Source organism: Luteococcus sp. H91 (assembly GCF_038433135.1).
In the GTDB taxonomy this organism is placed as follows: Bacteria; Actinomycetota; Actinomycetes; order Propionibacteriales; family Propionibacteriaceae; genus Luteococcus.
In genome coordinates this window covers 12,067-37,248 of record NZ_JBCDMV010000003.1, presented here as the reverse complement: position 1 = coordinate 37,248, position 25,182 = coordinate 12,067, and the positions used below count along the sequence as shown (strand labels likewise).

Here is a 25,182-nt window from a genome sequence, read left to right as displayed (position 1 = left end):
CGGGTCCCCATCGTCTAGCGGCCCAGGACACCGCCCTTTCAAGGCGGCAGCGCGGGTTCGAATCCCGTTGGGGATACCAGGTGAAACGGCCCCTGGCCAGCAGCAATGCTGGTCAGGGGCCGTTTCTTGGTCGACGGCGTGCGGCTGGAACGCACCGGGCATCATCCTCGTGGTCGTGATCATCGCCTTCGTCGTCCACCAGATCCGCAGGGGCAACTGACCACTCGCGCACCAGGCGTCGCTGACGTCGCGGTCCTTGGCCCAGAGCCCACCAGGGATTCGCCTACTCGGCACCTCATGGTCTTCGTCACCGCCGCTGCCATGACCTCCCCATGGCCCACCCTCTTCGTGAGATGACTCACACAGCAAAGGAGGGGAATCCCTCCCCAACGGATCGGTGGGCCCCAGCCGACGACGGCGTCGTCTGGGGCCCACCACCATTTCATCGGTCATTCGCCCAGAAACGCCTGCCGCGGGCGATTTCGGTGCCACGATGGTCTTGTCACCTGACACCTCCCGAAAGGCTCCGACATGGACCACCTCGCAGACATCCAGAAGTACTCCCCCAAGGCCGATGCCGACGTCGTCGCGGCCATGGCAAAGACCTACCGCCTGGTGCTGAGCAAGCCAGACTCCTCGATGGTCTCCTTCAGCGACCCGACCGAGCTCGCCACCGTGCGCGAGAACTTCGTGAAGAAGAAGCTGGGCGTCTCGGGCGATGACGCCGCGCTGGACGCCGAGATCAAGAAGGTGGGCGAGCAGGTCCCCGGCCGCAAGAACCGACTGACCGTCTACTACCTGCTGGCCGAGCACTACCAGAAGCTGGATCTGTTCAGGGTCTGAGCCCGCAAACACGAAACGCCGACAGCCAAACGCCGGGTGCCCCTGCAATCCCCCGATCAGCAGGCACACCCGGCGCTTTGGTACGCATCGTCTTCCCTCCCCCGAGGAACGATCCTTGCGCGTGAATCCATCCTCACCCGCCGCCCGGTGTGAACACAAGTTAATGGTTAACATGTTTGGTGGCGCCGACAGGCCACGGGCAAACATCGCCGCCCCCTTCGCCGAGCCGAACTCCCGGCAACACACAGATGACCGCATGACCACACCCCTCCAGCCAAGGTCAGCAAAATGCCTAGTCACAGGCTTTTGGGCGACGTCAATGCCCTCGATTTCACATTTGCCCCAAGTTCACGCTATATTTTTCGAGCTGCCTGATCCGGGCAGCAAGGCCGGATCGGAAACGATCCAGCAGGGCCGCAAGGCCCCGTAGCGCAGTTGGTTAGCGCGCCGCCCTGTCACGGCGGAGGTCGCGGGTTCGAGTCCCGTCGGGGTCGCGAAAGCGGTGATGTTCGCATCACCGCTTTTGTGTTGAAGGAGAGCTTCCACTTCTCCTTCGACGCTTGGCCAGGTAGCTCAGCTGGTAGCAGCGTTCGCCTGAAAAGTGAAAGGTCACCGGTTCGATCCCGGTCCTGGCCACCACGCAAGCCCGTTCCTCATCCGAGGAGCGGGTTTTTTCTGGTTCTGGGGCGCGTGAGCCCTCGAACCGGCTTGCCCCGCGCGCTGCCACCCCCAGAGAGCACTACGACCCCCTGGGAGCACTGTGACCCCACCCAGGGCACCCCGACCCCCGCACTCCGGGGTCGGGGGCACCACCGCTGGGGTCACAGTGCGCTACCGGGGTCGAGGTGGCCCCGTCCGGAGCCTCGGCGGGCTTCACCACCGGGTTGATCACCCCTACAGGTAGGCGCCGGCCCAGCGGGCAATCTCGTCGAAGTAACGCTCCCGCACCTCGGGGGCGGAGAGCGCCAGGTCATGCAGCCCACCGTCGATCCGGACGGTGGTGACGTGCGGCCCCAACCGCACCGCCTTGGCGGCGATCTTCTCGACGTCCAGCACCGCGTCGGCCCGCTTCAGGGACTCGTCCCAGGTGCGGCGGAAGTCGCTTCTGGCGCTCGTCATCACCAGGACGGGGCAATCAACCGCCAGACCCTCCGCGACGCGCTCGTGGCCAGCCAGGATGGCCGCCAGCCAGCCCACCCGAACCTGGAAGGCGTTGGTGCCCTTGAGCCGCTGCTCCATGCTCCACTCCCCGCCGAGCGACGCATCGATGGTGCGGGCATAGAGGCCGTTGTTGGGCAGGGGCAGCACCGTGGTCGGATAGCTGGTGCTGAGCCGCTGCAGCACGGGCGCGGTGACGGCGCGCAGCAGCGGCGAACCCTGCAGATCCAGCCAGGGCGAGTTCAGCACCAGGCCGGAGATCTCACCGGGTCGGGCATCCGCCCACAGCGCGGCCACCAGACCGCCCGTGGAGTGGCCCATCAGGCACACCTCGGAATAGTCCTCACGCAGCACGTCCAGCGCCGCATCCAGCTCCTGGAAGTACTCGTCCAGATCGGTGATGAAGCCCGCCAACTGCCCGTCGTCCAGACTGCGGCCATAGCGGCGCAGCTCCAGGGCATGGAAGTCAAGGCCCATGGCGTCCACGACGTCGGCCAGGTGGGTCTGGAAGAAGTAGTCATTCCAGCCGTGCAGGTAGAGCATTGCGCGAGCTCGCCGCGGGGCTTGCCCCGCCGCGCGTCGTCGTACCAGCGTACCGACGAGCGCAGCACCATCCGCTGGCTCACCCGGAGCGGGCACAGCCAGCGGAAGTGGAATGGTCAGGCACTCATACCCGGCCAGCAGACGGTCGCCGTCCCACTGCCGGGTCACGAGAGGTCAACCGACTCGGCGAGGATCCTCATCATCGTCGCCGTACTCGTCGACATCGACGCCGTAGGCGGCAGCAAGCTCCGCATACTGGTCGTCCAGCTCGTCCTCGTGGTTGTTCGAAGACGGGCTCTTGATCCCGAGCTCTCGCTCAAGAGATGCCACATCCATGTTGACCGGGCGATACTTCAGATCCCTTGCCACCTTGGTCTGCTTCGCCTTTGCACGGCCGCGCCCCATATCGGGTCGACCCCCTCGCTTTGTCCCTCGCGGCTTTACCGCGGCATGTGTGTTCAAACTTTCGTGAAACACAGGCTACCGAACTTGTCGGGAGCTTCCAAAAGACACAGCCGTCGAAGACCCAGCGATCTGGGCCCTCGACGGCTGCCGTTGTCTCGGGAGTGCTGGTCAGCCAGCGATCGGGTGCTCACCCACCATGCTGACCCGCGGCTGGTCAGGCGTTCCATCCGCGACCCGGCCCACAACCCAGTTGCTCACTCCGCGGGCATCCAGGGCGGCCTGGGCGGTGTTCAACGAGGCCTCCGGCAGGACGGCCACCATGCCGACGCCCATGTTCAGCGTCGCCTCGATGTCCGCCTGGCTGACCTTGCCCACCTGCTGCACCAGCTGGAAGATGGCGGGCGGCGTCCAGGAGGAGCGCTCCAGGGTGACGGTGAGGTGATCGGGGATCACCCGGGCCAGGTTGTTGGCCAGGCCACCGCCGGTGATGTGGCTCATGGCGTGCACCTCGGTGGCCTTGATCAGCTCCAGCACGTCCAGCGCGTAGACCTTCGTCGGGGTCAGCAGGGTCTCGCCGAGCGTGCCGCCCAGCTCGGGGACGTCGCGGTCCAGCGCCCAGCCGGCGTCGTTCAGCAGCACCTGGCGCACCAGCGAATAGCCGTTGGAGTGCAGGCCGGAGCTGGCCATGGCCAGCACCACATCACCGACGACGATCCGCTCGGCGCCAAGGATCTTGGACTTCTCGACCACGCCCGTGGTGGCGCCGGCGATGTCATACTCGTCGGGGCCGAGCAGGCCGGGGTGTTCGGCGGTCTCGCCGCCCAACAGCGAGCAACCCGCCACCTCGGCGGCCGCGGCGATGCCCTTGACGATGTCCGCGATCCGCTCGGGAACCACCTTTCCGCAGGCGATGTAGTCGGTGACGAAGAGCGGCTCCGCGCCGCAGACCACCAGGTCGTCGACCAGCATGCCCATCAGGTCGAAGCCGATGGTGTCGTGGGTGTCCATGGCCTGGGCGATGGCCACCTTGGTGCCGACGCCGTCGGTGGAGGTGGCCAGCACCGGGTGCTCGTAGTTCTTGAAGGCGCTCGCGTCGAAGAAACCGGCGAAGCCACCCAGGCCACCGAGCACCTCGGGGCGCTTGGTGCGGGCGACGTGCGCCTTCATCAGCTCGACCGCGCGGTCACCGGCCTCGATGTCGACGCCGGCGCGGGCGTAGGCGGACTGACTCATCAGCATTCCTTCTTCTTGAGGGGAGCATTCTTGAGGTCTTCCAGGGGCAGGTCCTGCGGGCCCACCGGGTACTCGCCGTCGAAGCAGGCGCGGCAGAGGTTGTCCTTCGTGACGTGGGTGGCCCTGATCAGCCCATCCAGGGAGATGTGGCCCAGGGAGTCGGCGCCGATCGACTCGGCGATCTCGTCGATGGTCATCCCGGGGGCGATCAGCTCGTCGCGGGTGGCGAAGTCGATGCCGTAGAAGCACGGCCACTCCACCGGCGGCGCGGAGATCCGCACGTGCACCTCCTTGGCGCCGGCATGGCGCAACATCGCCACCACCTGGCGCTGGGTGTTGCCGCGCACGATGGTGTCGTCAACCACCACGATCCGCTTGCCCGCCACGACGTCGGGCAGCGGGTTGAGCTTCATCCGGATGCCCATCTGGCGCATCGTGTTCGACGGCTGGATGAAGGTGCGGCCGACGTAGGCATTGCGCACCAGGCCCAGGCCGTAGGGAATCCCGGACCCGGCGGCGAAACCAATGGCGGCGGGGATCCCGGACTCCGGGGTGGGGATCACCAGGTCCGCCTCGACGGGGCATTCCTTGGCCAGCAGCTTGCCGATCTTGACCCGCACATTGTGGATCCGTCGGCCCTGCAGCAGGGTGTCGGGGCGGGAGAGGTAGACGTACTCGAACAGGCAGTGCTTCGGCTTGGCCTCGGCGAAACGCTGCGAGCTGATGGTGCCGTCGGCGGTGATGGTGACCAGCTCACCCGGCTCGACGTCGCGCAGGAAGGTGGCGCCGACGATGTCCAGCGCGGCGGTCTCCGAGGCCACCACGACGCCCGCGCCGTCGGGCAGCTGCCCCAGCGCCAACGGCCGGATGCCCTGAGGATCGCGCGCGGCGTAGAGGGTCTGCTCGTCCATGAAGGTCAGGCAGAAGGCGCCGCGCAGCTTGGGCAGCACCTCCAGCGCCGCCTCCTCCAGGTTGCAGTCGTCGTAGCTGGCCAACAACGCGGACAGGATCATGGTGTCCGACGAGGAGTCCATCCGCTTCTTGTGCGGCACCTTGTCGTCGCCGATCCGCTCGCCCAACAGGGCCTCCAGCTCGTCGGTGTTGGTCAGGTTGCCGTTGTGGCACAGCGCCAGCGAACCGTCGCGAGTGGCGGCCAGAGTGGGCTGCGCATTGCCCCAGATGCTGGCGCCGGTGGTGGAGTACCGGGTGTGCCCGACGGCCAGACCGCCCTGCAGGGTGTTCAGCGTCGGCTCGTCGAAGACCTGGCTGACCAGGCCCATGTCCTTGAAGACCATGATCCGATTGCCATTGCTGACGGCGATTCCGGCCGACTCCTGGCCCCGGTGCTGCAGCGCGAACAGGCCGAAGTAGGTGAGCTTCGCCACCTCCTGCCCGGGAGCGTGGACGCCGAAGACGCCGCAGGCATCCTGCGGCCCTCGGTCGTGCGGGTCGAGCTCATGGGTGAGGAGTCCATCGGGGCGAAGTGGCACGACAGTCAGCCTATCGCGGGTAGACACGGACCGTCCCCCTGCGGCACTGCCAGCAACCGCACGAGCAGTGACCGCCCTGATGGCGGCGCTGGTGGCGCTCAAGCTGGTTAGTGGCCGCGACCAGAGCACCACTGCTCCAACACCTGCTCCACGTCCAGCAGACCGGTGATGATGGTGCGCCCGGCGATGGGTGTCAGGTTCGTCTGTTTGATCCGGGCATTGAGGTCCTCGACGATGGCGCGGGCGGTGGCCTCGTCGCGCACGTCGGCCAAGGTCTCCAGGATGTCCTGCTTCTCCCGACGCACCGCCAACGGCCCGGGCATGGCGCCGGCCAGGTCTTCCTTGGCCAGCTTGCGTCGGGCCCACCAGTCCGGGTCCTCGCCGGGGCGCCCCAAGTCCGTCAGCGGCTTGCCCTGGCCGGGCAGGTTGTTGAACTCGCCCCGCTCGGTGGCCTCCCGGATCTGCCGGTCAATCCAGCTCTCGAAGACAAGCGGTTCGTCGGGCATGTGCCCATGATAGGGACGCGCTGATCAGTCATGTCCCGGCCGTGGCGGTCCGGACCACCCCAGGCCTTGTAGCACACCGCGCTACGCTGGTGGCATGACCGAGAGCATCAGCCAGCGCGAGCTACGCAATGAGAGTGGCCGGATCATGCGGGCCGTGGCCGAGGGGAAGAATTTCGAGGTGACCAGCAATGGCCAGCCCGTGGCGGAGCTGCGACCGCTGCATCGACGTCGATTCGTGGATGCTCGCACCGCGGTGGCCCTGATGAAGGGTGCCCCGCCGGTCGACTGGGCACAGCTGCGCGCCGACCTGGATGAGGCGGTGGATCAGGGTGTCCCCGATCGTTCCTGACAAGCCCTCGCGCGGTCTGCTCGACACCTCGGCATTGATCGATCTCGACCGCTTGGAACCAGACACGCTCCCCGCCGAGGTGACCATCGCCGCCGTCACCCTGGCCGAACTGTGCGCCGGGCCGGCCGCCACACAGGATGAGGACGAGCGAATACGACGTCAGCTCCGACTGCAACATGTCGAGGCCACCTTCGACCCGATCCCCTTCGGCGTGCTGGAAGCGCGTGCCTACGCCCGGGTCCATGTCGCCGTCACGGCCATCGGACGACGCCCACGCGGCCGGTTCGCAGATCTGCTCATCGCCGCCACGGCACTCGCCAATGACCTGGTTCTGGTCACGCGCAACCCGGATGACTTCGTCGGTCTGGAAGAACTGATCCACATCGTCGAGGTGTGACCCGTCGGTCCATCGTCACCAAAAGGCGACGTGGACCCGGCACCAGTCGGGGGCCAGATCCACGTCGGGAAAATTGGAGTCAGCGGGCCAGACGGGCCAGCAGCAGCGCCTCGGCCAGGCAGGCCTTCTCCAGGTCGTTGATGTCCTGTGACTCGTCGATGCCGTGCGGACGGCCGTCGGGGTCGGCGACGGCGGTGACCAGCACCTGCGAGGTGGGGAAGGCCTGCTGGAAGTCGGCGATCATCGGGATGGAGCCGCCACAACCCACCTGCACCGGCTCGACACCCTCCCAGGCGTCGCGGAAGGCGCCCTGGGCCAGCTCCGCCAGCGGACCTTCGAAGGGCACGACGCCGGGATCGCCGGTCTCTCCCTTGGTGACGGTGACCCGTGCGCCCCACGGGGCGTGGCTCTCCAGATGCTTGGCCAGGGCGTCCAGGGCGGAGGCGGAGCTGTCACCGGGGGCCACCCGCACGCTCACCTTGGCGCGGGCCACCGGGGCCAGGGTATTGGAGGCGTCGGCCACCCGGGTGCAGTCGATCGCCAACACGGTGCAGGACGGCTTGGTCCACAACCGGCTGACGGCGGAGCCGTCGCCGATCCACTGCACACCGTCCAGCACGCCGGTCTCCTTGCGCAGCCGGTCCTCCGGGTAGTCCAGTGCGGGCGCGTCGGCGCTCTTCAGCCCCTCGATGGCGACATTGCCCTGCTCGTCGTGCAGGGTGGCCAGCAGCCGGCACATCGCGGTCAGCGCGTCGGGCACGACGCCGCCGAAGCCGCCGGAGTGCAGCGCGTGGTCCAAAGTGCGAAGCTCCACCACGCAGTCGCAGACGCCGCGCAGGGTGGTGGTGAAGGACGGCTGGCCGGCCTCCCAGTTGGTGGCGTCACAAATCACGAAGACATCGCTGACCAGCTCGTCGTGGTACTTCTCGATCAGGCGGGCCAGGCTCGGGGAGCCGATCTCCTCCTCGCCCTCGATGAACAGGGTCACGCCCACCGGGGGCTTGCCGTCGAAGGCACGCAGCGCAGCCAGGTGCACCGCGACACCCGCCTTGTCATCATTGGCGCCGCGGGCGTAGAGACGCCCGTCGCGCTCGGTGGGCTCGAAGGGTTCAGTGCTCCACAGGGACACATCACCCGTGGGCTGCACGTCATGGTGCGAGTAGAGGCAGATCGTCGGCTGACCCTCCGGAGCCGGGAAGTGGGCAATGACGGCGGGCTGACCGCCCTCCTGCACCACCTTCACGTCGGGGCAACCCAGTTCGCGCAGCATGTCGGCGACGGTGTCGGCGCTGCGGCGCACCTCGTCGGCCTTCTCCGGCAGGGAGCTGATCGACTCGATCTGGATCAGCTTGTCCAGGTCTTCCCTCATCCGGGGAAGGACGGCGTCGACGGCGGAACGGAGTGCGGCTTCATCAAGGCTCATGAGCCGATGTTATCCACCCTGACCGGCCGGCGGAATGGGGGTGCGGGGCCAGGGATCGGCGGCTTCCAGTTGGGCTGCCAGACGAAGCAATATCTCGTCGCCACCCATCGTCCCGGTCAACATCACACCGATCGGCAGCTCCACGCCGTCGATCCTCTCGCGATGCAGCGGCAGGCTGATCGAGGCGCGGCCGGTCAGGTTGGCGGTGCTGCTCCACGGGGTGAAGGCGGTCTGGTGCCAGAAGTCACGCTCCGGATCATCGTCGTGCCGCAGCTCTCCGACCAGGGCGGGCGGCTGGGCCAGCGTCGGGGTCAGGACCACGTCGAAATCCGCCCAGGTGGTGGCCACCTCGCGAGTCAGCCGTTGGGTCTCCATCAACGCCCGGGCGTGCTCGACTCCGGCCACCTCGCGCCCCTTTCCCCGCAGCCAGCGGGTCAGCGGGCGCAGCTGCCCCTCCCGCCCATCGGGAACGGGCGCGGAGAGCGCCATCACCGACCAGAGATCAATGAACGCGGCCCAACGCTCCGGCGCATAGGGCGACGGGGCCTGCTCGACGTGGTGCCCCAACTCCTCCAGCAGCCGGGCGGCGCGTTCGGCGGCACGCAGACAGGCTGGATGCACCGTGGTGTCCACATTGCTGGGCGTGGTCAGCAGGCCGATCCGCAGGCTGGGCGGCGGGGTGTCCAGTGCCTGCAGGAAACCGCCGGGTGTCTCGGGCAGCAGGTACTGGTCGCCCGGCCAGCGGCCACTCAGCACGTCCAGACCGGCGGCGGTGTCGCGGACGGTGCGGGTGAGCACGCCGTGGCTGGCCAGCGCCACCCCGTCGACGCCGTGCGGCCCCGGGGAAACCCTTCCCCGGCTGGGTTTCAGCCCCACCAGCCCGCAGCACGACGCGGGAATCCGGATGGAGCCGCCGCCGTCGGAACCGTGGGCGATCGGCACGATCCCGGCGCTGACCGCGGCCGCCGCGCCACCGGATGAGCCCCCGGCGCCCCGGCTCAGGTCCCACGGGGTGCGGGCGGCGGGCTGGCCCTCCGGTTCGGTGTAGCAGGGCAGCCCGAATTCCGGGGTGCTGGTCTTGCCGGTCATCACCGTGCCGGCGCCGGCCAGCAGGGTCACAATGCCGTCGTCCACCGGCGCCGGGTCACCGTCCAGCGCAGCCGATCCGGCGCGGAGGGGCAGCCCGCGCACCATGCTCAGGTCCTTGATCGGGCAGGGCACTCCGCGAAGCCGCGATCCCTTTGCCAGGCTGGGGTTGGCGTCCAGGCTGGCGGCGGTGGTCAGGGCCCGCTGGTGGGCCAGATGGGTGAAGGCGCCCACCGTCGCGCCCAGCTTCTCGGCCCGCTCCAGACTGTCGACGGTGACCTCCAGCGCCGTCACTTCCCCGGCCCGGATCGCGTCGGCCACCTCCAGCGCGGAGAGTTCGTGCAGCTGGGTTCCCGACGGCGATGTCATGCCGGGAACTCTGCCACAACCCGGGCCGGCCGCGATGCATCGTCCCGCGCGGACCCCTGCCCATCGGGGCGTCTTGCATGGAAGGATGGTGCCAATCGTCCGTGACCCGAAAGGCCAAGACCATGAGTGTCTTCTCTGCCGTCGAAATGGCGCCCCGCGACCCGATCCTGGGCCTCACCGAGGCCTACCTGGCCGATCCGAACCCCAAGAAGGTGAACCTGGGCGTGGGCGTCTACCAGGACGCCAACGGCAAGCTGCCGGTGCTGGACTGTGTGCGCACCGTCGAGCAGCAGATGGGCACCGACCCCAAGCCCCGCGGCTACCTGCCGATCGACGGCCTGAAGGCCTTCACCACGGAGGTCGCCAAGCTGGTGCACGGTGCCGATGCTGCCGAGATCGCCGAGAACCGCCTGGTCACCGTGCAGACCCTGTCCGGCACCGGCGCGCTGCGGGTTGGCGGCGACTTCCTGCGTCCGCTGTCCAACGGCACCCTGCTGCTGAGCGACCCGTCGTGGGAGAACCACCAGGCCGTCTTCACCCGCTGCGGCTACCAGGTGGACACCTACCGTTACAAGGCCACCGACCGGGACGGAATCGACTTCGACGGCATGCTGGAAGACCTCCGCGCCGCCGCCAAGGGCACCGTCGTGGTGCTGCACGCCTGTTGCCACAACCCCACCGGTTACGACCTGACCGACGAGCAGTGGGACCAGGTGGTGCAGGTGGTCACCGACGCGGAACTGATCCCGCTCGTGGACATGGCCTACCAGGGCTTCGCCGACGGCCCCGAGGAGGACGTCCGGGCGATCCAGAAGTTCGTCGCCACCGGGAAGCCCGTCGTCAACACGGTCAGCTTCGCCAAGAACATGAGCCTCTACGGGGAGCGGGTGGGCGCCCTGCAGGTCACCTGCACCGACGCCGACGAGGCCGCCCGGGTGCTCAGCCAGCTCAAGATCCTGATCCGCACCATGGTTTCCTCCTCCCCCACCCACGGCGCCACCGTGGTGGCCACCGTGCTGGCCGACGAGGCGCTGCGTGCCCAGTGGATCGAGGAGCTGGGCGCGATGCGCAACCGGATCAAGGAGATGCGCCGCAAGCTGGTCGACGGTCTGGCCGCCGCCGGTGTCACCGCCGCCAGTGGGAAGAAGGACATGGGCTTCATCGCCGAGCAGGTGGGCATGTTCAGCTACTCCGGGCTCTCCAAGGAGCAGATGGTGCAGCTGCGCGAGAAGTGGGGCGTCTACGGCACCGACAAGGGGCGGATCTGCGTCGCCGCCCTCAACGACTCCAACATCGACTACGTGTGTGAAGCCATCGCCGACGTGATCTGACCCACTCGGGTCCGGTTTGAGCGTTCACCTTTAGGTCTGACCACAAAAGTGCGGATGGTTACCACCGTCGACGGTGGTAACCATCCGCACTTTCTTTCCGGGCACCCCTACGTGGGTTTTCCACAGGCCACGCAGCACCCAAGAGTTGTCCACAGTTTCTACTGGGCGATCGCCCAAGAGCGAACCACGGGTAACAGTGGCTACATGCATCGCCGCATCGACATCCCCGACCCACTCACCGGACTGTTGCGCGCTCAGGAAGGAGTCATCAGCCGCGGACAGGCGATGATCTTCCTGCCAGATCGGTGTGTCCAGCGGCTGGTGGACTCGGGCCGGTGGCGGCGGCTGAGCAGCGGGATCTACACCGACAATCCCGACGCCCTGGGCTTCACCGGGCGCGCCTGGGCCGGGGTCCTGGCCGCCGGCGATGGAGCGATGCTCGGCGAACACGCTGCTGGGCATCGGCATGGCATCTGCCCCGAGCCCACCGACGACCTCGTCGTACTGGTGCCCTTCGACCGGCGCCGAATCCCGGCACCGGGATGTCGTCACGTTCGTCGGCGGCATCTCCCCACGTCGCGAGCACTGCTTCCGGTCTCCCCCGTCGACTGGACAGTGCTGGATCTCTGCGCCGCCGAGCCAGAGAGGGCAGTGGAATGGGTCACCGAGGCGCTGCGAAAACGGCTCACCACCGCCGGGCGGCTCCAGAAGGAACTCGACAGACGTCCCTGGCTGGCGGGAGGCGCTCGAACGCGCCAGCTGCTCACGAATCTGCTGCACGATGCGGAGGGTCTGGAATCCACCTTGGAACACCGCTACGCCGTTGCGGTTGAGCAACCGCACGGGTTGCCACGGGGTCGGCGGCAGTATCGGCGCAAGTACAAGCGCCACGACCTGCTCTATGACAGCGCCATCGTGGAGTTGGACGGGCGGCTGGGGCATGCGGATTCCCGCTCCACCTTCCGGGACATGGAGCGAGACAACGAATCCATGCTGGAGGGGCTCCCCACCCTGCGCTATGGCCACGACGACTGCTGGCGTCGCCCGTGCGAGGTGGCCTCACAGGTCAATCAGATGCTACAGATGACCGGGCAACCCACACAGGCCCATCCTTGTCCCCACTGTCTGGGGTCGGACCTCTGGCCCACATGAAAATGTGGATGGTTACCACCGTCGACGGTGGTAACCATCCACACTCTTACTTTCGGTGGGATCAGGCGTTCATCACCGACGGGATCGTGGCCGCCCAGGCCGCCCGCAGCTCGTCCAGGCCGACGGTGAACTGGCCCTGAACCTCCAGCTCGGGAACGCCGGTGACCTCGCCCAGCCGGAACCAGGGCAGGTTGTGCTCGGTGCACAGCGCCTGGAAACGGGGCAGGGAATCGGCGGGGAGGCTGACGATCGCCCGGGCGGCGGACTCGCTGAACAGCTGCACGCACGGATCGCCCTCGGGCAGGGTCAGCGCGACGCCCAGGTTCATGCGCAGGCTGGATTCCACCAGGGCCTGGGCCAGACCGCCGTCGGCCAGGTCATGCGCGCTGGTCAGCAGGCCTTCCTTGCTGGCGGCGATCATCACCGCGGCCAGGGCCTTCTCGGCGGCGAAGTCGACGGCCGGAGGCTGGCCGCCCAGGTGGTCGTCGTGCATCACCTGGGCCCAGACCGAGCCACCCATCTCCTCCTTGGTGGTCCCGAGCAGGAACACGCCGTCGCCCTCATGGGCGAAGCCCATCGGGATGCGCTTGGTCACGTCGTCGATCACACCCAACATGCCGACCACCGGGGTGGGCAGGATGTTGGTGCCGTCGGTCTGGTTGTAGAAGCTGACATTGCCGCCGGTGACCGGGGTGCCGAGCTCCTGGCAACCGTCCACCAGGCCCTTGATGGCCTCCTGGAACTGCCACATCACCTCGGGATCCTCCGGGGAGCCGAAGTTCAGGCAGTCGGTGATGGCGACGGGTTCGGCGCCGCCGACGGCCACATTGCGGTAGCTCTCGCACAACGCCAGCTGCGCGCCCTGGTAGGGGTTGAGGTAGGCGAAGCGGCCATTGCAGTCGGTGGCCAGGCTGATGCCCAGGTTGGTCTTCTCGTCGATCCGCAGCATGCCGGAATCCTCGGGCTGGGCCAGCACGGAGTTGCCGCGCACGTAGCGGTCGTACTGGCTGGTCACCCAGGACTTGTCGCACAGGTTCGGGCTGGCAACCATCTTCTTCAGCGTCGCGGCCAGTTCCTCGCCGGTGGTGGCCCGCTCCAGTGCATTCGCGTCATCGGCGTTGACCGCGTCGATCCAGTCCGGACGGGCGATGGGCCGGTTGTAGGTGGGGCCGTCGTGGGCGACGGTCTTCGGGTCGACGTCGACGATGGTCTCGCCGTGCCAGGTGATGATCAGCCGGTCCCCGTCGGTGACCTCGCCTACGACAGTCGCCAGCACATCCCACTTGGCGCAGATCTCCATGAACTTCTCGACCTTGCCGGGTTCCACCACGGCCATCATGCGTTCCTGGGATTCGCTCATCAGGATCTCTTCGGGGCTGAGCGACGGGTCGCGCAGCGGCACCACGTCGAGCTCCACATTCATGCCGCCGGAGCCGGCGCTGGCCAGCTCGCTGGTGGCGCACGAGATGCCCGCGGCGCCGAAATCCTGCAGGCCGTTGATCACGTCGGCCTGGAAGAGCTCCAGGGTGCACTCGATCAGCAGCTTCTCCATGAAGGGGTCGCCCACCTGCACGCTGGGGCGCTTGACCGGGCCGTCGGCCTCGAAGGTCTCCGACGCCAGGATCGAGGCGCCGCCGATGCCGTCGCCGCCGGTGGCCGCGCCGTACATGATCACCTTGTTGCCCGCACCCGTGGCCTGGGCGCGCTTGAGGTCCTCGTGCTTCATCAGGCCGACACACAGGGCATTGACCAGCGGGTTTCCGTAGTAGGTCTTGTCGAAGACCACCTCGCCGCCGATGTTCGGCAGGCCCAGGCAGTTGCCGTAGCCGCCGACGCCGGCGACGATGCCGGGCAGCACGCGCTTGGTGTCGGGGGCATCCAGCGGGCCGAAGCGCAGCGGATCCATCACACCGATCGGGCGGGCGCCCATGGCCAGGATGTCGCGGACGATGCCACCGACGCCGGTCGCGGCGCCCTGGTAGGGCTCCACATAGGACGGGTGGTTGTGGCTCTCCGCCTTGAAGGTGACGGCGTAGCCCTGGCCGATGTCCACCGCGCCGGCATTGTCACCGATACCGGCCAGCAGCGGCCCACGCGGGGTGGTCTGCTCCAGCACGCTGAAACGCTTCAGGTGCACCTTGGAGGACTTGTACGAGCAGTGCTCGCTCCACATCACCGAGTACATCGCCAGCTCGGCGCCGGTGGGGCGCCTGCCGAGGATCTGGCGGATCGAGTCGTACTCGTCCTGCTTCAGCCCCAGCTCAGCCCACGGCTGCTGGACGTCGGGAGTGTTGACGGCATTTTCTACGGTGTCGGCCACGCAGACAATCTATCTGGTGCGACGCTCCGGGGCGACGCGAAACCAGAGGACGCGGTGACCTGGGCTGCCCGGTTGTGCTCCTGGCTGTGGGTACTCGACGGGCTCGGGGACCGCGGTGGAGTTCGCGCCTCGGGGACCATGGTGAAACCCGGACCCGAAGCCAGCCACGATGGCCGCACTTGTCGAGGCCCAGAAACCCAGGCACCCACAGATCAAGGCCGGGCGTTGAATTCCTGCGCTCGCTGGGCCCGACGGGCATTGTCCGCACCCTCGATCACCAGGCGACGCAGGGCCCCCGGGGCGTCGAGATGGGCGGCCAGCCACGCCTCGGCGTGCTCGGCGGCGTCGGGACCACAGGGGAAGAGCCCGCCGACCAGCCGCTGCGCGATCTCGATGGCGTGCCCACCCCAGACGTCGGTCAGCGCGTCGAAGTAACCCGCCGACGCCGACGCCCCCAGCTCCTCCTGGCCAGGGGTCGCGAAGCCCGCCACCAGCGCGTCGACGTGGTCATTGCTGAGCGCCAGCGGGGTGTGCAGCTCCCGCCAGACGTCGGCCTTCACGGCGGGATCGGGCCGGGAGGCCAGCGCCTCGCGCTGGGCGGTGATGCCGTCGGCACTGGCGTCGCGCTCCAGTTCGGCGTCCAGTTCCGCCGCGCCCCAGAGTCCGTGGACGGCCAGCGCGCGGGCCAGCGCCCAGCGCAGTTCGGGGCCCAGCTCGAGTCCCGGCACGACGACCGAGGCGTCCAGCAGACCGGCGATCCGGTCACCCAGCCCCGCCACCCGCAGCCCGAAGCGGGCCACCGCGCGAGCCAGCACGATCTGCGCGTCGCTGCCGGGATCGCTTGACTGCAACAGTTCCCACAGCTTCTCGGCGGACTGGCCGGCCACCTCGTCGCGGGCCGCCGACGGCAGGTAGCGGTTGATCGCCAGTTCCAGATTGGCCAGCAGACTGCTCAGGGTGGCGATGTCGGTCTCGGCGGCACCGTGCCGCAGCACCGCGTCGGCGTAGTCGCGCACCGGCAGCGCGGCGTCGCGGGTCATGTTCCACAGCGCCGACCAGACCAGGGCTCGGGCCAGCGGATCAGCCAGCAGGGACAGGTGTTCCCGAACGGTGGCCAGCGAGGCCTCGTCCAGCTCGACCTTGGCGTAGGTCAGGTCTTCGTCGTTGACCAGCACCAGATCGGGCGCCTCCAGCCCGACGGCCTGCTCCAGCCAGGTCTCGGCGCTGCCGTCCAGCTCACAAGCGAAGGTCTCGGTGCGGCTCAGTTCCCCATCGACCAGCCGGTAGAGCCCCAGCTTGAGGGTGTGCGGGCGCCCGACGGGTGCACCATCCCGGGCATCGACGGAGACGTGGCGCACCCCGAGCCGGTTGATCCGACCGTCCGCCAACTCCACCAGCGGGGTCAAGGTGTCTGGACCGGCGGTCTGCAACCAGGCAGCGGACCATGCGGCCAGATCCCGCCCGGAGGTCTCCTCCAACGCGGCCAGCAGGTCGGCCAACCGGGCCGAGCCGAAGGCGTGCGCCCGGAAATAGGCCCGGGAGCCGGCGAAGAAGTCGTCGACGCCCACATGGGCCACCAACTGCTTGAGCACCGCGGCGCCCTTGGCATAGGTGATGCCGTCAAAGTTCTGCTTGGCGGCCTCGACGTCACCGATGTCGGCGACGATCGGATGGGTGGTCGGCAGCTGGTCCTGGGCATAGGCCCAGGCCTTGCGGCGGCCGGCGAAGGCCACCCAGGCGTCGGTGAACTCGGTGGCTTGCTCACTGACGTGGGCGCCCATGAATTCCGCGAAGGATTCCTTCAGCCACAGGTCGTCCCACCAGGCCGGGGTGACCAGGTCACCGAACCACATGTGCGCCATCTCGTGCAGGATCGTGTTGGCACGGGCCTGGTACTGGGCACGGGTGGCGGCGGAGCGATGAATGTAGCTCTCGGTGAAGGTGACCAGGCCGGGATTCTCCATTGCGCCCAGGTTGTATTCGGGGACGAAGACCTGGTCGTACTTGCCCCAGGGGTAGGGGAATCCGAAGCCGCGATGGTAGAAGTCCAGCCCCTGCCGGGTCAGCTCGAAGACCTTGTCGGCGTCGAAATGCTCCACCAGGCTGTGTCGGCACAGGGCGCCCAGCTCGATCTCCAGCCCGTCGCCGGAGCTCCACCGGGAGCGCTCTTCATGCCACGGCCCGGCGATGATGCAGGTCAGATAGGTGGACAGGGGCGGAGTGGGCCCGAAGGCGTGCCGGACACCGTCCAGCTGGCCGTCGTCGTTCTTGATCGCGCCGCCGGCCACGCGCGGCTGGTTGGATCGCACCTGCCAGCCGTCGGGCGCCAGCACGGTGATGTGGTGCGCGGCCTTCAGGTCGGGTTGCTCGAAGTTGGGGAAGACCCGGCGGGCGTCGGCGGGCTCGAACTGGGTGTAGAGGTAGGTCTGCTGGTCCACCGGGTCCAGGAAGCGGTGCAGGCCCTGGCCGGAGCGTGAATAGCTGGCCTCGGCGAAGACCTCCACCACGGCGCGGCCGAGGGGCAGGGTGAGCGGGAAACGCGCACCGTCGTAGCTGACAGGCTGCAATTCGCCGTTGACCAGGATCCGGTGGACCTCGCCGTCCAGGAAGTCCATGAAGGTCTCGGTGATGGTGGCATCCAGCACGACGACCGTGTGCACCGGGTAGCGCGGCTGCGTCTGGTCGGGCGCGCGGCGAAGGTCGACGGTGGTGTGGTAACTCTCCAGGCGCAGGCCGGCGCTGCGGGCGTTGGCCTCGTCCCGAGTGATGTTTGCGGTGCTCACGGGACCAAAGCCTCACACTCACCGTCATTTCTGGCAAGCACCGCATGATTTCGCTTAGGGAAGCGCTGATCAATCATGTCCCGGCTGCGGCCCGGATCGGGCGATCTGCTGACCCCAGATCTCTACCAGTACGCCTAGCAGGGCGGCCCGCAGCTGGTCCGCCCCGAGGCTCGCCAGGTTTGCGCCACAAACTGCATTCTGAATGGCACCCAGTGCCTCTATGGCATTGGGTCCGAATCAGGATGTGGTTTGTGGCACAGACCAGCAGTGCCTAGAGCCAGGTCGGACCCAGGCCACTCCAGCCAGAAGCTTCCAGGTCGGGCCGGTAGGTTGACCGCGAGGCCCGCCTGGTGCTCAGCACAACTGACCGACCCGTCCCCCGGTGGGTCAGGCCACCCTCTTCTCCCCTAGTCTGGGGCGTATGACGACGATGTCCACTACGACCGAAATGCTCGCCGTGCTGGCCATGGACGCCGGCCAGACCGGGGTCCGCACGCAGCTGCTGCACGGCGGCCAGGTGCTGGCCAGCAAGGACTTCGACGGGGTGCTGACCGATCGGCCGGTGCTGCCGCAGCTGGCCCGGATCGCGCTGGAGGCCGTCGCCGACGCGCCGCGACCGGCGGACATCCTGGCCGTGGGCTCCTCGGGCCTGACCGACGACATGCAGGCCGACGCCTTGCTGGAGCTGGTCCGTGACGGCGGATTCGGTCAGGTGCGGCTGGCGCACGATTCGATCACCAGCTATCTGGGCGCGCTGGGCAATGTGCCCGGCGTGGTGGTGGCGGCCGGCACTGGCGTCGTGACGCTGGCCGTCGGTGAGCACGACGTGGCCCGGGTGGACGGCTGGGGAAACCTGATCGGTGACGCCGGTTCGGGCTACTGGATTGGCCGGGCGGCGCTGGATGCGGTGATGCGCGCGCACGACGGCCGCGGCCCCGCCACCGCGCTCACTCCCCTTGCCCAGCAGGAGTTCGGAGATCTGGAGGGCGCCTACATGATCTTGCAGGGCGACGAGCACCGGGTGAGCCGGATCGCCGCCTGGTCTCGCACCACCGCGGAGCTGGCCGCGCAGGGCGACGAGGTCTGCCGCGCCATCCTCACTGGGGCCGGGCAGGAGCTGGCGCTGAGTGCCTGCGCCGGACTGCAGCGGGTGGGCCAGGCGGAGCGGTCCGATCCGCTGGTGAGCACCGTCGGCAAGGTCTTCACCTGCCCGGAGGTGATGGCCAGCTTCCGCGACGCCGTGCTGGGCCAGCACCCGGGCGCCCGACTGGTGGAGCCCCAAGGTACCGGTTTGGATGGCGCCGGCCTGCTGCCCGAGGTGGGCCCCGACGCTGCCCTGGCCAGCCGGATCCGCCGCGCCTGAGGAGGCGATTCCCTTCGGGATCCGGGAATCTGCACCCGCCACCGGGAAACGGAATCCTGAGCGTACCTGAGAACACGTTCATGAATCGTTCAACTATGAGCCCATGAATGTCCATCCGAGCCTGCTTTGCTCACACTTGCGTCCCCACTGAACCCGGCCCCCCTCGCGGGCCGACCCGAAAGGTACAGACCATGGATTCCAAGCGGCTCCTGCCCATGATCGGCCATGTGCGCGGCAAGCGCTCCGCCGTGACCTGCCAGCTCAAGTGTGACAACCAGTGCCTCGGCGAGGTGTGCAACACCACCTCCAACGACTACTTCCGTGACATCGCGTCGGCCGCCGTCTCCCGCCGCGCCGTCCTGGGCGGCACCGCCGGTGCGGTCGCCCTGTTCGGCGCCTCGCAGTTCGACGCCGCCGCCGCCCCCCTGGGCGAGAACGCCCTGGCCGCTCGCCGCGGCGGTGGCAAGGCCCCCAAGCGCACCCCGCTGACCTTCGACGCGATCAGCCCGGTCGACTTCAAGGTGGACGAGTTCAACGTCCCCGAGGGCTACACCTGGAAGCCGATCATCCGCTGGGGCGACCCGCTGTTCGCCGACTCGCCTGCCTTCGACCCGAAGAAGCAGACCGCCAAGGCCGCCCGCAAGCAGTTCGGCTACAACAACGACTACACCGAGATCATCGAGATCCCCGGCAGCGAGGGCCGTCGCGCGGTGATGTTCGTGAACCACGAGTACACCAACGAGAACATCATGTTCCCGCCGAGCATGTCGATCGAGCAGCAGCGCGAGGTGGGCATGATCAACCACGGCCTGACCGTGGTGGAGCTGGAGCGCAAGAACTCCAACTCGCCCTACAAGTACGTGCAGGGTGGCAAGCTGAACCGCCGCATCGTGATCGACACCCCCTACCGGGTCACCGGCCCCGCCGCGGGTTCCGACCTGCTGAAGACCAAGGCCGATCCGTCGGGCACCAAGGTGCTGGGCACCCTGGGCAACTGCTCCGGCGGCCTGACGCCGTGGGGCACCCTGCTCTCCGGCGAGGAGAACTACCACTCCTACTTCGTCGGCACTGGCGAGACCCCCACGGACAAGCGCTACGGCATCACCAACAAGGAGACCGTGCGTGGCTGGGAGCACTCCGACCCGCGCTTCGACACCCGCAACGAGGGCTTCGAGAACGAGAGCAACCGCTTCGGCTGGATCGTGGAGGTGGACCCCTTCGACCCGAAGGCCGCCCCCCGCAAGCACACCTCGATGGGTCGCTTCAAGCACGAGGGCGCCAATGTCATCATCGGCGAGGACGGTCACGTGGTGGCCTACTCCGGTGACGACGAGAAGTTCGACTACCTGTACAAGTTCGTCTCCAAGCGCAAGTACCGCAAGAACGATCGTCGCCACAACATGACCCTGCTGGAGGAGGGCGATCTTTACGTCGCCAAGTTCACCGGCAACTCCCCCGTCGAGGAGATCGACGGCAAGGCCACCCCGCTGTCCGACGGTGAGTTCGACGGCACCGGCCGTTGGCTGCCGCTGGTGGAGAATGGCCGCTCCATGGTCGAGGGCATGAGCGTCGAGGAGGTGTTGGTCTTCACCCGCATCGCCGCCGACAAGCTGGGCGCCACCAAGATGGACCGCTGCGAGGACGTCGAGCCCTCGCTGAAGACCGGCCGCGTCTACGTCGCCTGCACCAACAACTCCGATCGCGGCAAGGAAGGCAAGGAGGGCGCCAACGAGGCCAATCCGCGCACCCAGAACCGCGACGGCCATGTGATCGAGATCGACGAGCTGGGCAGCCAGTCCTCCACCCGCTTCGCCTGGAGCCTGCTGCTCGTCTGCGGCGATCCGGCCACCGACGAGAACACCTACTTCGCGGGCTACCCGCGCGAGCACGTCTCGCCGATCTCCTGCCCGGACAACCTGGCCTTCGACTCGGTGGGCAACCTGTGGATCTCCACCGACGGCGCCCCGGACGGCATCGGCTACAACGACGGCCTGTTCAAGGTGACCCTGAGCGGCAATGACCGCGGCCGGGTGCAGCAGTTCCTCTCCGTCCCGCGCGACGCAGAGACCTGCGGCCCGATCATCCGTGACCAGGACCGCTCGGTCTTCGTCTCCGTCCAGCACCCGGGCGAGGACGGCACGTGGGAGAAGCCGAACAGCTACTTCCCGGACTACAACAACACCCTGCCCCGGCCCGCCGTGGTGCAGGTGTACAAGAACCCCCGTCGCGGGCGCGGCCGTCGGTGACACCGCGCTGACAAACTGAGAGGCGCCCGGACCAATCGGTCCGGGCGCCCTTCTCATCGTCCAACGGCTCCTCGACAAGCTCGGGGACCGTGGTGAGAACCTTGCCCAGCAAACGCACGCACGATGGCCGAGCCTGTCGAGGCCCGAGATCTGGGATCAGGCTCGAGACTCCAGGAAGCGCAACACCGAGCTGAAGAACTTGCGGCCATCCAGACTGGGGCCGGTGAGCTCCTCCATGTTGTGCTCGGGGTGCGGCATCAGGCCGACGACATTGCCGCGCTCATTGGTGATGCCGGCGATGTCATGGTTGGAGCCATTGGGATTGCCGTCGATGTAGCGGAAGACCACCTGGTTGTTGTCCTCCAGCATCTTCAGCGTCTCAGGGCTGGCCTGGTAGTTGCCCTCGCCATTCTTCAGGACGATGGTGATCTCCTCACCCGGGGCGAAGTCGCAGGTCCAGGTGGTGTCATTGGTCTCCACCCGCAGGCGCTGATCCTTGCAGACGAAGTGCCGCTGCTCGTTGCGGATCATCGCGCCGGGCAGCAGGTGGCTCTCGCACAACACCTGGAAGCCATTGCAGATGCCCAGCGTCGGCATGCCCTTGTTGGCGGCCTCGACCACGGAATCCATCACCGGGCTGAACCGGGCGATCGCGCCGCAGCGCAGGTAGTCGCCGTAGCTGAAGCCACCGGGCAGCACCACGGCGTCGACCCCCTGCAGGGAATCCGACGCGTGCCACAGCGGCACGGGCGTGGCCCCGGCGATCTCCAGGGCGCGGATCGCGTCGTGGTCATCCAGCGACCCGGGGAAGGTCACCACACCGATCTTGGCCATCAGTGCTGGCCCTCGACGTGCACGTCGAACTGCTCGATCACGGTATTGGCCAGCAGCTTCTCTGCAGCATCACGGATCTGGTCGAGCCGGGCGTCGGTGAGTTCACCGTCCACCTCGATCTCGAAGCGCTTGCCCTGGCGCACCGTGAATCCGGTGTATCCAAGGCGGTTCAGCGCACCGGTCACGGCCTTGCCCTGCGGGTCAAGGATCTCGGGCTTGGGCATCACATCGACGACTACACGGGCCATGCCGCGATCCTATCGTGCGTCGCGGCCCAGTCGTCGCCGCACCAGTGGCCAGAAGACCACCACCCGCCCTGTCCGTCGACGGGGTGAGATCGTCGACGGGCAGTGTTGGCAGGGGCTTCAGTGCTCATCGGGGTCGTCCTTTGTTCAGACGGGCAGGGCGACGTACTTGGTCTCCAGGTATTCGGCGATTCCCTCCGCGCCGCCTTCGCGGCCGAAGCCCGAGGCCTTCACGCCGCCGAAGGGTGCGGCCGGGTTGGAGATCACCCCGGCGTTGACGCCGACCATGCCGTACTCCAGCCGCTCGGCCACCCGCAGGCAGCGGGCCTGCCCGGCCGAGTAGAAGTAGGAGGCCAGGCCGAATTCGGTGTCATTGGCGCGGGCAATCACGTCGTCCTCGTCGGTGAAGGTCTGGATGGCCACCACCGGGCCGAAGATCTCCTGCCGGGCAATGTCCGCCTCGGCCGGGACGTCGGTCAGCACCGTCGGGGCCATGAAGGAGCCCTCCTCGGGTACCGGTTGGTCCCCGCAGAGCTTGCGGGCGCCACGCTCCACGGCGTCGTCCACCAGGGCCTGCACCTCGGAGACGGCCTTGTCGGTGATAAGCGGGCCGACGTCGGTGCCCGGTTCCAGGCCATTGCCCAGCTTCAGCGCGGTCATCCGGTCGGTGAGCTTCTGCACGAACTGTTCGGCGACGGCCTCGTGTACGAAGAAGCGGTTGGCTGCGGTGCAGGCCTCCCCGATGTTGCGCATCTTGGCGGCCATCGCACCCTCGACGGCGGCATCGACGTCCGCGTCGTCGAACACGATGAAGGGGGCATTGCCGCCCAGCTCCATCGAGACCCGCAGCAGTTGCTCGGCGGACTGTTCCACCAGCGTGCGCCCCACCCCGGTGGAGCCGGTGAAGGTGAGCTTGCGGGCCCGCGGATCGCGGACCAGCGGCTCCATCACCTTGCCGGAGGTGGAGGTGGTCAGCAGGTTCACCACCCCGGCGGGCAGGCCCACCTCCTCCAGCAGGGCCACCAGGGCGATCATGGTCAGCGGGGTCTCGGCGGCGGGCTTGATCACCATGGTGCACCCGGCGGCGATCGCCGGCCCGATCTTGCGGGTGCCCATGGCCAGTGGGAAGTTCCACGGGGTGATCATCAGCACCGGGCCGACCGGCTGCCGCATGGTCAGCAGGCGGGAACCGCCGCCCGGGGCCTGGCTGTAGCCGCCGCTGATCCGCGCCGCCTCCTCGCTGAACCAGCGGAAGTACTCGGCGCCATAGGCCACCTCACCCTTGGCCTCGGCCAGGGTCTTGCCCATCTCCAGGGTCATCAGGGTGGCGAACAGCTCGGTCCGCTCGATGATCAGTTCATAGGCGCGACGCAGGATCTCCGACCGTTCCCGCGGGGTGGTGCGGGCCCACTCGGCCTGGGCCCGGTGCGCGGCGGTCAGGGCCTCCAGGCCGTCCTGCGGGGTGGCGTCGGCCACCTGGGTGAGCACCTGTCGAGTGGCCGGGTTGCGCACGTCAAAGCTGGCGCCGCCGCTGGCCGGGCGCCACTTTCCGTCGATGAACAGCCCGTGCGGCAGGGATTCCAGGGTCTGGTTGATGTCGCTCATCTTGATTCCTTCCGGGTTGCCGACGGTCACAGGCTGGCCTCGATGGCCCGCTCCAGGACGTCGAGGCCCTCCTCCAGCAGATCATCGCCGATCACCAGCGGCGGCAGGAAGCGCAGCACATTGCCGTAGGTGCCGGCGGTCAGCGTGACCACGCCCTCAGCATGGCAGGCGGCGTTGATCCTCTTGGTGAGGTCCGCGGCGGGGCGGGTGCTTCCCGGCTCCACCAGTTCCACGGCCATCATGGCACCGCGGCCGCGGATCTCGCCGATCACGTCGAAACGCTGCGCCATGGCCTCCAGTCGACGGGTGAAGATCTCACCAATGTGCCGGGCCCGGCCAGCCAAGTCCTGCTCCTCCATGGTCTGGATGGCGCCCAGCGCGGCGGCACAGGCCACCGGATTGCCGCCATAGGTGCCGCCCAGGCCGCCGGCGTGCACGGCGTCCATCATCTCCGCCCGGCCGGTGACACCGGACAGCGGCAGGCCACCGGCGATCCCCTTGGCCGTGGTGACCAGATCCGGGACGACGCCCTCCGCCTCGCAGGCGAACCAGTCGCCCGTGCGGCAGAAGCCGGTCTGTACCTCGTCGGCAATGAAGACGATGCCGTGTTCAGTGCACCAGTCGGCCACCCGCTTCAGCCAGCCGCTGGGCGGAACGATGAAGCCGCCCTCACCCTGGATGGGCTCGATCAGCACGGCGGCCACATTCTGCTCACCCACCTGGGCGTGCACCGCCTGGGTGAAGGCCTCGAAGGCGTCGTCGGCGATGCTCTCGGCCGGGCCCATCCAGCGGTAGGGATAGGCCATCGGCGCCCGGTAGATCTCCCCGGCGAAGGGGCCGAAACCCTGCTTGTAGGGCATGTTCTTGGCGGTCAGCGCCATGGTGAGGTTGGTCCGGCCGTGATAGGCGTGGTCGAAGACGACGACGGCATCGCGGCCGGTGTGCACCCGGGCGATCTTGATCGCATTCTCGATGGCCTCCGCACCGGAGTTGAACAGGGCGGTGCGCTTGTCGTGGTCGCCGGGGGTGAGCCGGTTCAGCTGCTCGCAGACCGCCACATAGGACTCGTAGGGGGTGACCATGAAGCAGGTGTGGGTGAAGGCCTCCAGCTGGGCGCTGGCCCGCTGCACCACGGCCGGGTCCGCATTGCCGACGCTGGTGACGGCAATGCCGGCCCCCAAGTCGATCAGCTGGTTGCCGTCGATGTCCACCAGGATGCCGCCCGAGGCCTGCTGGATGTAGACCGGCAGGCCGACGCCGACGCCGTCCGAGACGGCGGCGCGGGTGCGCTGGTGCATCTGCTGGCTCTTCGGGCCGGGGATGGCGGTGACGAGCTTGCGCTGCTGAGGAACGGACATGATGCCTCCGATGGGTCGTGTGGGTCTGCGGTGTGATCCGACGGGCCGACGCTGGAGTCCGTCGCGAGTGCTTTCGGCAAGCCTGCCCATCAACGACCTATGCTGTCCAATACCAATTGTTGATCCTTTCCATTCCAGAACGG

19 protein-coding genes, 3 tRNA genes and 1 pseudogene are annotated in these 25,182 nt (G+C 67.9%); 10 read left to right on the top strand and 13 right to left on the bottom strand.

Annotation, left to right across the window (positions count from 1 at the left end; genetic code table 11):
- Nucleotides 1–3 precede the first annotated feature (3 nt).
- The 4 genes from AAEX57_RS02970 to AAEX57_RS02955 all read left to right on the top strand — a co-directional run bounded on the left by AAEX57_RS02970 (nt 4) and on the right by AAEX57_RS02955 (nt 1,482).
- Nucleotides 4–79, top strand: a tRNA-Glu gene (locus tag AAEX57_RS02970).
- Nucleotides 80–531: 452 nt separating this feature from the next.
- Nucleotides 532–843 (top strand): DUF2853 family protein, encoded by a 312-nt coding sequence (locus tag AAEX57_RS02965; protein ID WP_342090779.1) that lies wholly within the window; start codon nt 532–534, stop codon nt 841–843.
- Nucleotides 844–1,263: 420 nt separating this feature from the next.
- Nucleotides 1,264–1,337 (top strand) — tRNA-Asp (locus tag AAEX57_RS02960).
- A gap of 68 nt (nt 1,338–1,405) precedes the next feature.
- Nucleotides 1,406–1,482: transfer RNA gene (locus AAEX57_RS02955), tRNA-Phe, on the top strand.
- A gap of 255 nt (nt 1,483–1,737) precedes the next feature.
- Here the strand turns inward: AAEX57_RS02955 and AAEX57_RS02950 are convergent.
- The 5 genes from AAEX57_RS02950 to AAEX57_RS02930 all read right to left on the bottom strand — a co-directional run bounded on the left by AAEX57_RS02950 (nt 1,738) and on the right by AAEX57_RS02930 (nt 6,178).
- A complete protein-coding gene (locus AAEX57_RS02950) occupies nt 1,738–2,544 on the bottom strand; it encodes an alpha/beta hydrolase (protein ID WP_342090778.1) in 807 nt (268 codons plus the stop codon).
- Nucleotides 2,545–2,718: 174 nt separating this feature from the next.
- Entirely contained in the window at nt 2,719–2,949 is a 231-nt protein-coding gene (locus AAEX57_RS02945; RefSeq protein WP_342090777.1) for a DUF3073 domain-containing protein, read from the bottom strand.
- Between the two features lie 168 nt (nt 2,950–3,117).
- Nucleotides 3,118–4,185: a phosphoribosylformylglycinamidine cyclo-ligase gene (gene purM / locus AAEX57_RS02940; RefSeq protein WP_342090809.1), complete on the bottom strand. Its 1,068-nt coding sequence runs from the start codon at nt 4,183–4,185 to the stop codon at nt 3,118–3,120.
- Nucleotides 4,182–5,672 (bottom strand): amidophosphoribosyltransferase, encoded by a 1,491-nt coding sequence (gene purF / locus AAEX57_RS02935; RefSeq protein WP_342090776.1) that lies wholly within the window; start codon nt 5,670–5,672, stop codon nt 4,182–4,184. Before purF ends, purM begins: the two co-directional genes overlap by 4 nt.
- Nucleotides 5,673–5,779: 107 nt before the next feature.
- The gene (locus AAEX57_RS02930; protein WP_342090775.1) at nt 5,780–6,178 is read right to left on the bottom strand and encodes a DnaJ family domain-containing protein; all 399 of its coding nucleotides are present in this window, start codon (nt 6,176–6,178) and stop codon (nt 5,780–5,782) included.
- 94 nt (nt 6,179–6,272) lie between these two features.
- Between AAEX57_RS02930 and AAEX57_RS02925 the strand changes: the two genes are divergently transcribed.
- Both AAEX57_RS02925 and AAEX57_RS02920 read left to right on the top strand, forming a co-directional pair.
- Entirely contained in the window at nt 6,273–6,527 is a 255-nt protein-coding gene (locus tag AAEX57_RS02925) for a type II toxin-antitoxin system Phd/YefM family antitoxin (protein ID WP_342090774.1), read from the top strand.
- Nucleotides 6,508–6,924, top strand: coding sequence for a type II toxin-antitoxin system VapC family toxin (locus AAEX57_RS02920; protein ID WP_342090773.1), 417 nt, complete (start codon nt 6,508–6,510; stop codon nt 6,922–6,924). Before AAEX57_RS02925 ends, AAEX57_RS02920 begins: the two co-directional genes overlap by 20 nt.
- 79 nt (nt 6,925–7,003) lie before the next feature.
- Here the strand turns inward: AAEX57_RS02920 and AAEX57_RS02915 are convergent, their stop codons facing one another.
- Nucleotides 7,004–8,347 (bottom strand): dipeptidase, encoded by a 1,344-nt coding sequence (locus AAEX57_RS02915; RefSeq protein ID WP_342090772.1) that lies wholly within the window; start codon nt 8,345–8,347, stop codon nt 7,004–7,006.
- 9 nt (nt 8,348–8,356) lie between these two features.
- Nucleotides 8,357–9,802, bottom strand: coding sequence for an amidase (locus AAEX57_RS02910; RefSeq protein ID WP_342090771.1), 1,446 nt, complete (start codon nt 9,800–9,802; stop codon nt 8,357–8,359).
- A 101-nt stretch (nt 9,803–9,903) separates the two neighbouring features.
- On the opposite strand from AAEX57_RS02910, the gene AAEX57_RS02905 reads away from it, so the two are divergent.
- Nucleotides 9,904–11,133, top strand: coding sequence for an amino acid aminotransferase (locus AAEX57_RS02905; protein ID WP_342090770.1), 1,230 nt, complete (start codon nt 9,904–9,906; stop codon nt 11,131–11,133).
- A gap of 204 nt (nt 11,134–11,337) precedes the next feature.
- A complete protein-coding gene (locus AAEX57_RS02900) occupies nt 11,338–12,285 on the top strand; it encodes a hypothetical protein (protein ID WP_342090769.1) in 948 nt (315 codons plus the stop codon).
- A 61-nt stretch (nt 12,286–12,346) separates the two neighbouring features.
- Here the strand turns inward: AAEX57_RS02900 and purL are convergent, their stop codons facing one another.
- Both purL and pepN read right to left on the bottom strand, forming a co-directional pair.
- Nucleotides 12,347–14,605 (bottom strand): phosphoribosylformylglycinamidine synthase subunit PurL, encoded by a 2,259-nt coding sequence (gene purL / locus AAEX57_RS02895; RefSeq protein ID WP_342090768.1) that lies wholly within the window; start codon nt 14,603–14,605, stop codon nt 12,347–12,349.
- Between the two features lie 212 nt (nt 14,606–14,817).
- Nucleotides 14,818–17,388 (bottom strand): aminopeptidase N, encoded by a 2,571-nt coding sequence (gene pepN / locus AAEX57_RS02890; RefSeq protein ID WP_342090767.1) that lies wholly within the window; start codon nt 17,386–17,388, stop codon nt 14,818–14,820.
- A 430-nt stretch (nt 17,389–17,818) separates the two neighbouring features.
- On the opposite strand from pepN, the gene AAEX57_RS02885 reads away from it, so the two are divergent.
- Both AAEX57_RS02885 and AAEX57_RS02880 read left to right on the top strand, forming a co-directional pair.
- The gene (locus AAEX57_RS02885; RefSeq protein WP_342090766.1) at nt 17,819–18,751 is read left to right on the top strand and encodes an N-acetylglucosamine kinase; all 933 of its coding nucleotides are present in this window, start codon (nt 17,819–17,821) and stop codon (nt 18,749–18,751) included.
- Nucleotides 18,752–18,942: 191 nt separating this feature from the next.
- On the top strand, nt 18,943–20,997 hold the full coding sequence (locus tag AAEX57_RS02880; RefSeq protein ID WP_342097742.1) for a PhoX family protein: 2,055 nt from the start codon (nt 18,943–18,945) through the stop codon (nt 20,995–20,997).
- Between the two features lie 156 nt (nt 20,998–21,153).
- Here the strand turns inward: AAEX57_RS02880 and purQ are convergent, their stop codons facing one another.
- The 4 genes and pseudogenes from purQ to gabT all read right to left on the bottom strand — a co-directional run bounded on the left by purQ (nt 21,154) and on the right by gabT (nt 25,039).
- Nucleotides 21,154–21,831: a phosphoribosylformylglycinamidine synthase subunit PurQ gene (purQ, locus tag AAEX57_RS02875; RefSeq protein WP_342090764.1), complete on the bottom strand. Its 678-nt coding sequence runs from the start codon at nt 21,829–21,831 to the stop codon at nt 21,154–21,156.
- Nucleotides 21,831–22,079, bottom strand: a pseudogene (gene purS / locus AAEX57_RS02870) (phosphoribosylformylglycinamidine synthase subunit PurS); the annotation flags it as partial. The pseudogene purS and the gene purQ, both read right to left, overlap by 1 nt.
- A gap of 144 nt (nt 22,080–22,223) precedes the next feature.
- The gene (locus AAEX57_RS02865) at nt 22,224–23,681 is read right to left on the bottom strand and encodes an NAD-dependent succinate-semialdehyde dehydrogenase (protein ID WP_342090763.1); all 1,458 of its coding nucleotides are present in this window, start codon (nt 23,679–23,681) and stop codon (nt 22,224–22,226) included.
- 26 nt (nt 23,682–23,707) lie between these two features.
- Entirely contained in the window at nt 23,708–25,039 is a 1,332-nt protein-coding gene (gabT, locus tag AAEX57_RS02860; RefSeq protein WP_342090762.1) for a 4-aminobutyrate--2-oxoglutarate transaminase, read from the bottom strand.
- Nucleotides 25,040–25,182: the final 143 nt, after the last annotated feature.

Coding starts and splice junctions, on each gene's coding strand:
- AAEX57_RS02965 (WP_342090779.1), top strand. CDS start 532: ATGGACCACCTCGCAGACATCCAGAAGTACTCCCCCAAGGCCGATGCC.
- AAEX57_RS02950 (WP_342090778.1), bottom strand. CDS start 2,544: ATGCTCTACCTGCACGGCTGGAATGACTACTTCTTCCAGACCCACCTG.
- AAEX57_RS02945 (WP_342090777.1), bottom strand. CDS start 2,949: ATGGGGCGCGGCCGTGCAAAGGCGAAGCAGACCAAGGTGGCAAGGGAT.
- AAEX57_RS02930 (WP_342090775.1), bottom strand. CDS start 6,178: ATGCCCGACGAACCGCTTGTCTTCGAGAGCTGGATTGACCGGCAGATC.
- AAEX57_RS02925 (WP_342090774.1), top strand. CDS start 6,273: ATGACCGAGAGCATCAGCCAGCGCGAGCTACGCAATGAGAGTGGCCGG.
- AAEX57_RS02915 (WP_342090772.1), bottom strand. CDS start 8,347: ATGAGCCTTGATGAAGCCGCACTCCGTTCCGCCGTCGACGCCGTCCTT.
- AAEX57_RS02910 (WP_342090771.1), bottom strand. CDS start 9,802: ATGACATCGCCGTCGGGAACCCAGCTGCACGAACTCTCCGCGCTGGAG.
- AAEX57_RS02900 (WP_342090769.1), top strand. CDS start 11,338: ATGCATCGCCGCATCGACATCCCCGACCCACTCACCGGACTGTTGCGC.
- AAEX57_RS02885 (WP_342090766.1), top strand. CDS start 17,819: ATGTCCACTACGACCGAAATGCTCGCCGTGCTGGCCATGGACGCCGGC.
- AAEX57_RS02880 (WP_342097742.1), top strand. CDS start 18,943: ATGGATTCCAAGCGGCTCCTGCCCATGATCGGCCATGTGCGCGGCAAG.
- purQ (WP_342090764.1), bottom strand. CDS start 21,831: ATGGCCAAGATCGGTGTGGTGACCTTCCCCGGGTCGCTGGATGACCAC.
- AAEX57_RS02865 (WP_342090763.1), bottom strand. CDS start 23,681: ATGAGCGACATCAACCAGACCCTGGAATCCCTGCCGCACGGGCTGTTC.
- gabT (WP_342090762.1), bottom strand. CDS start 25,039: ATGTCCGTTCCTCAGCAGCGCAAGCTCGTCACCGCCATCCCCGGCCCG.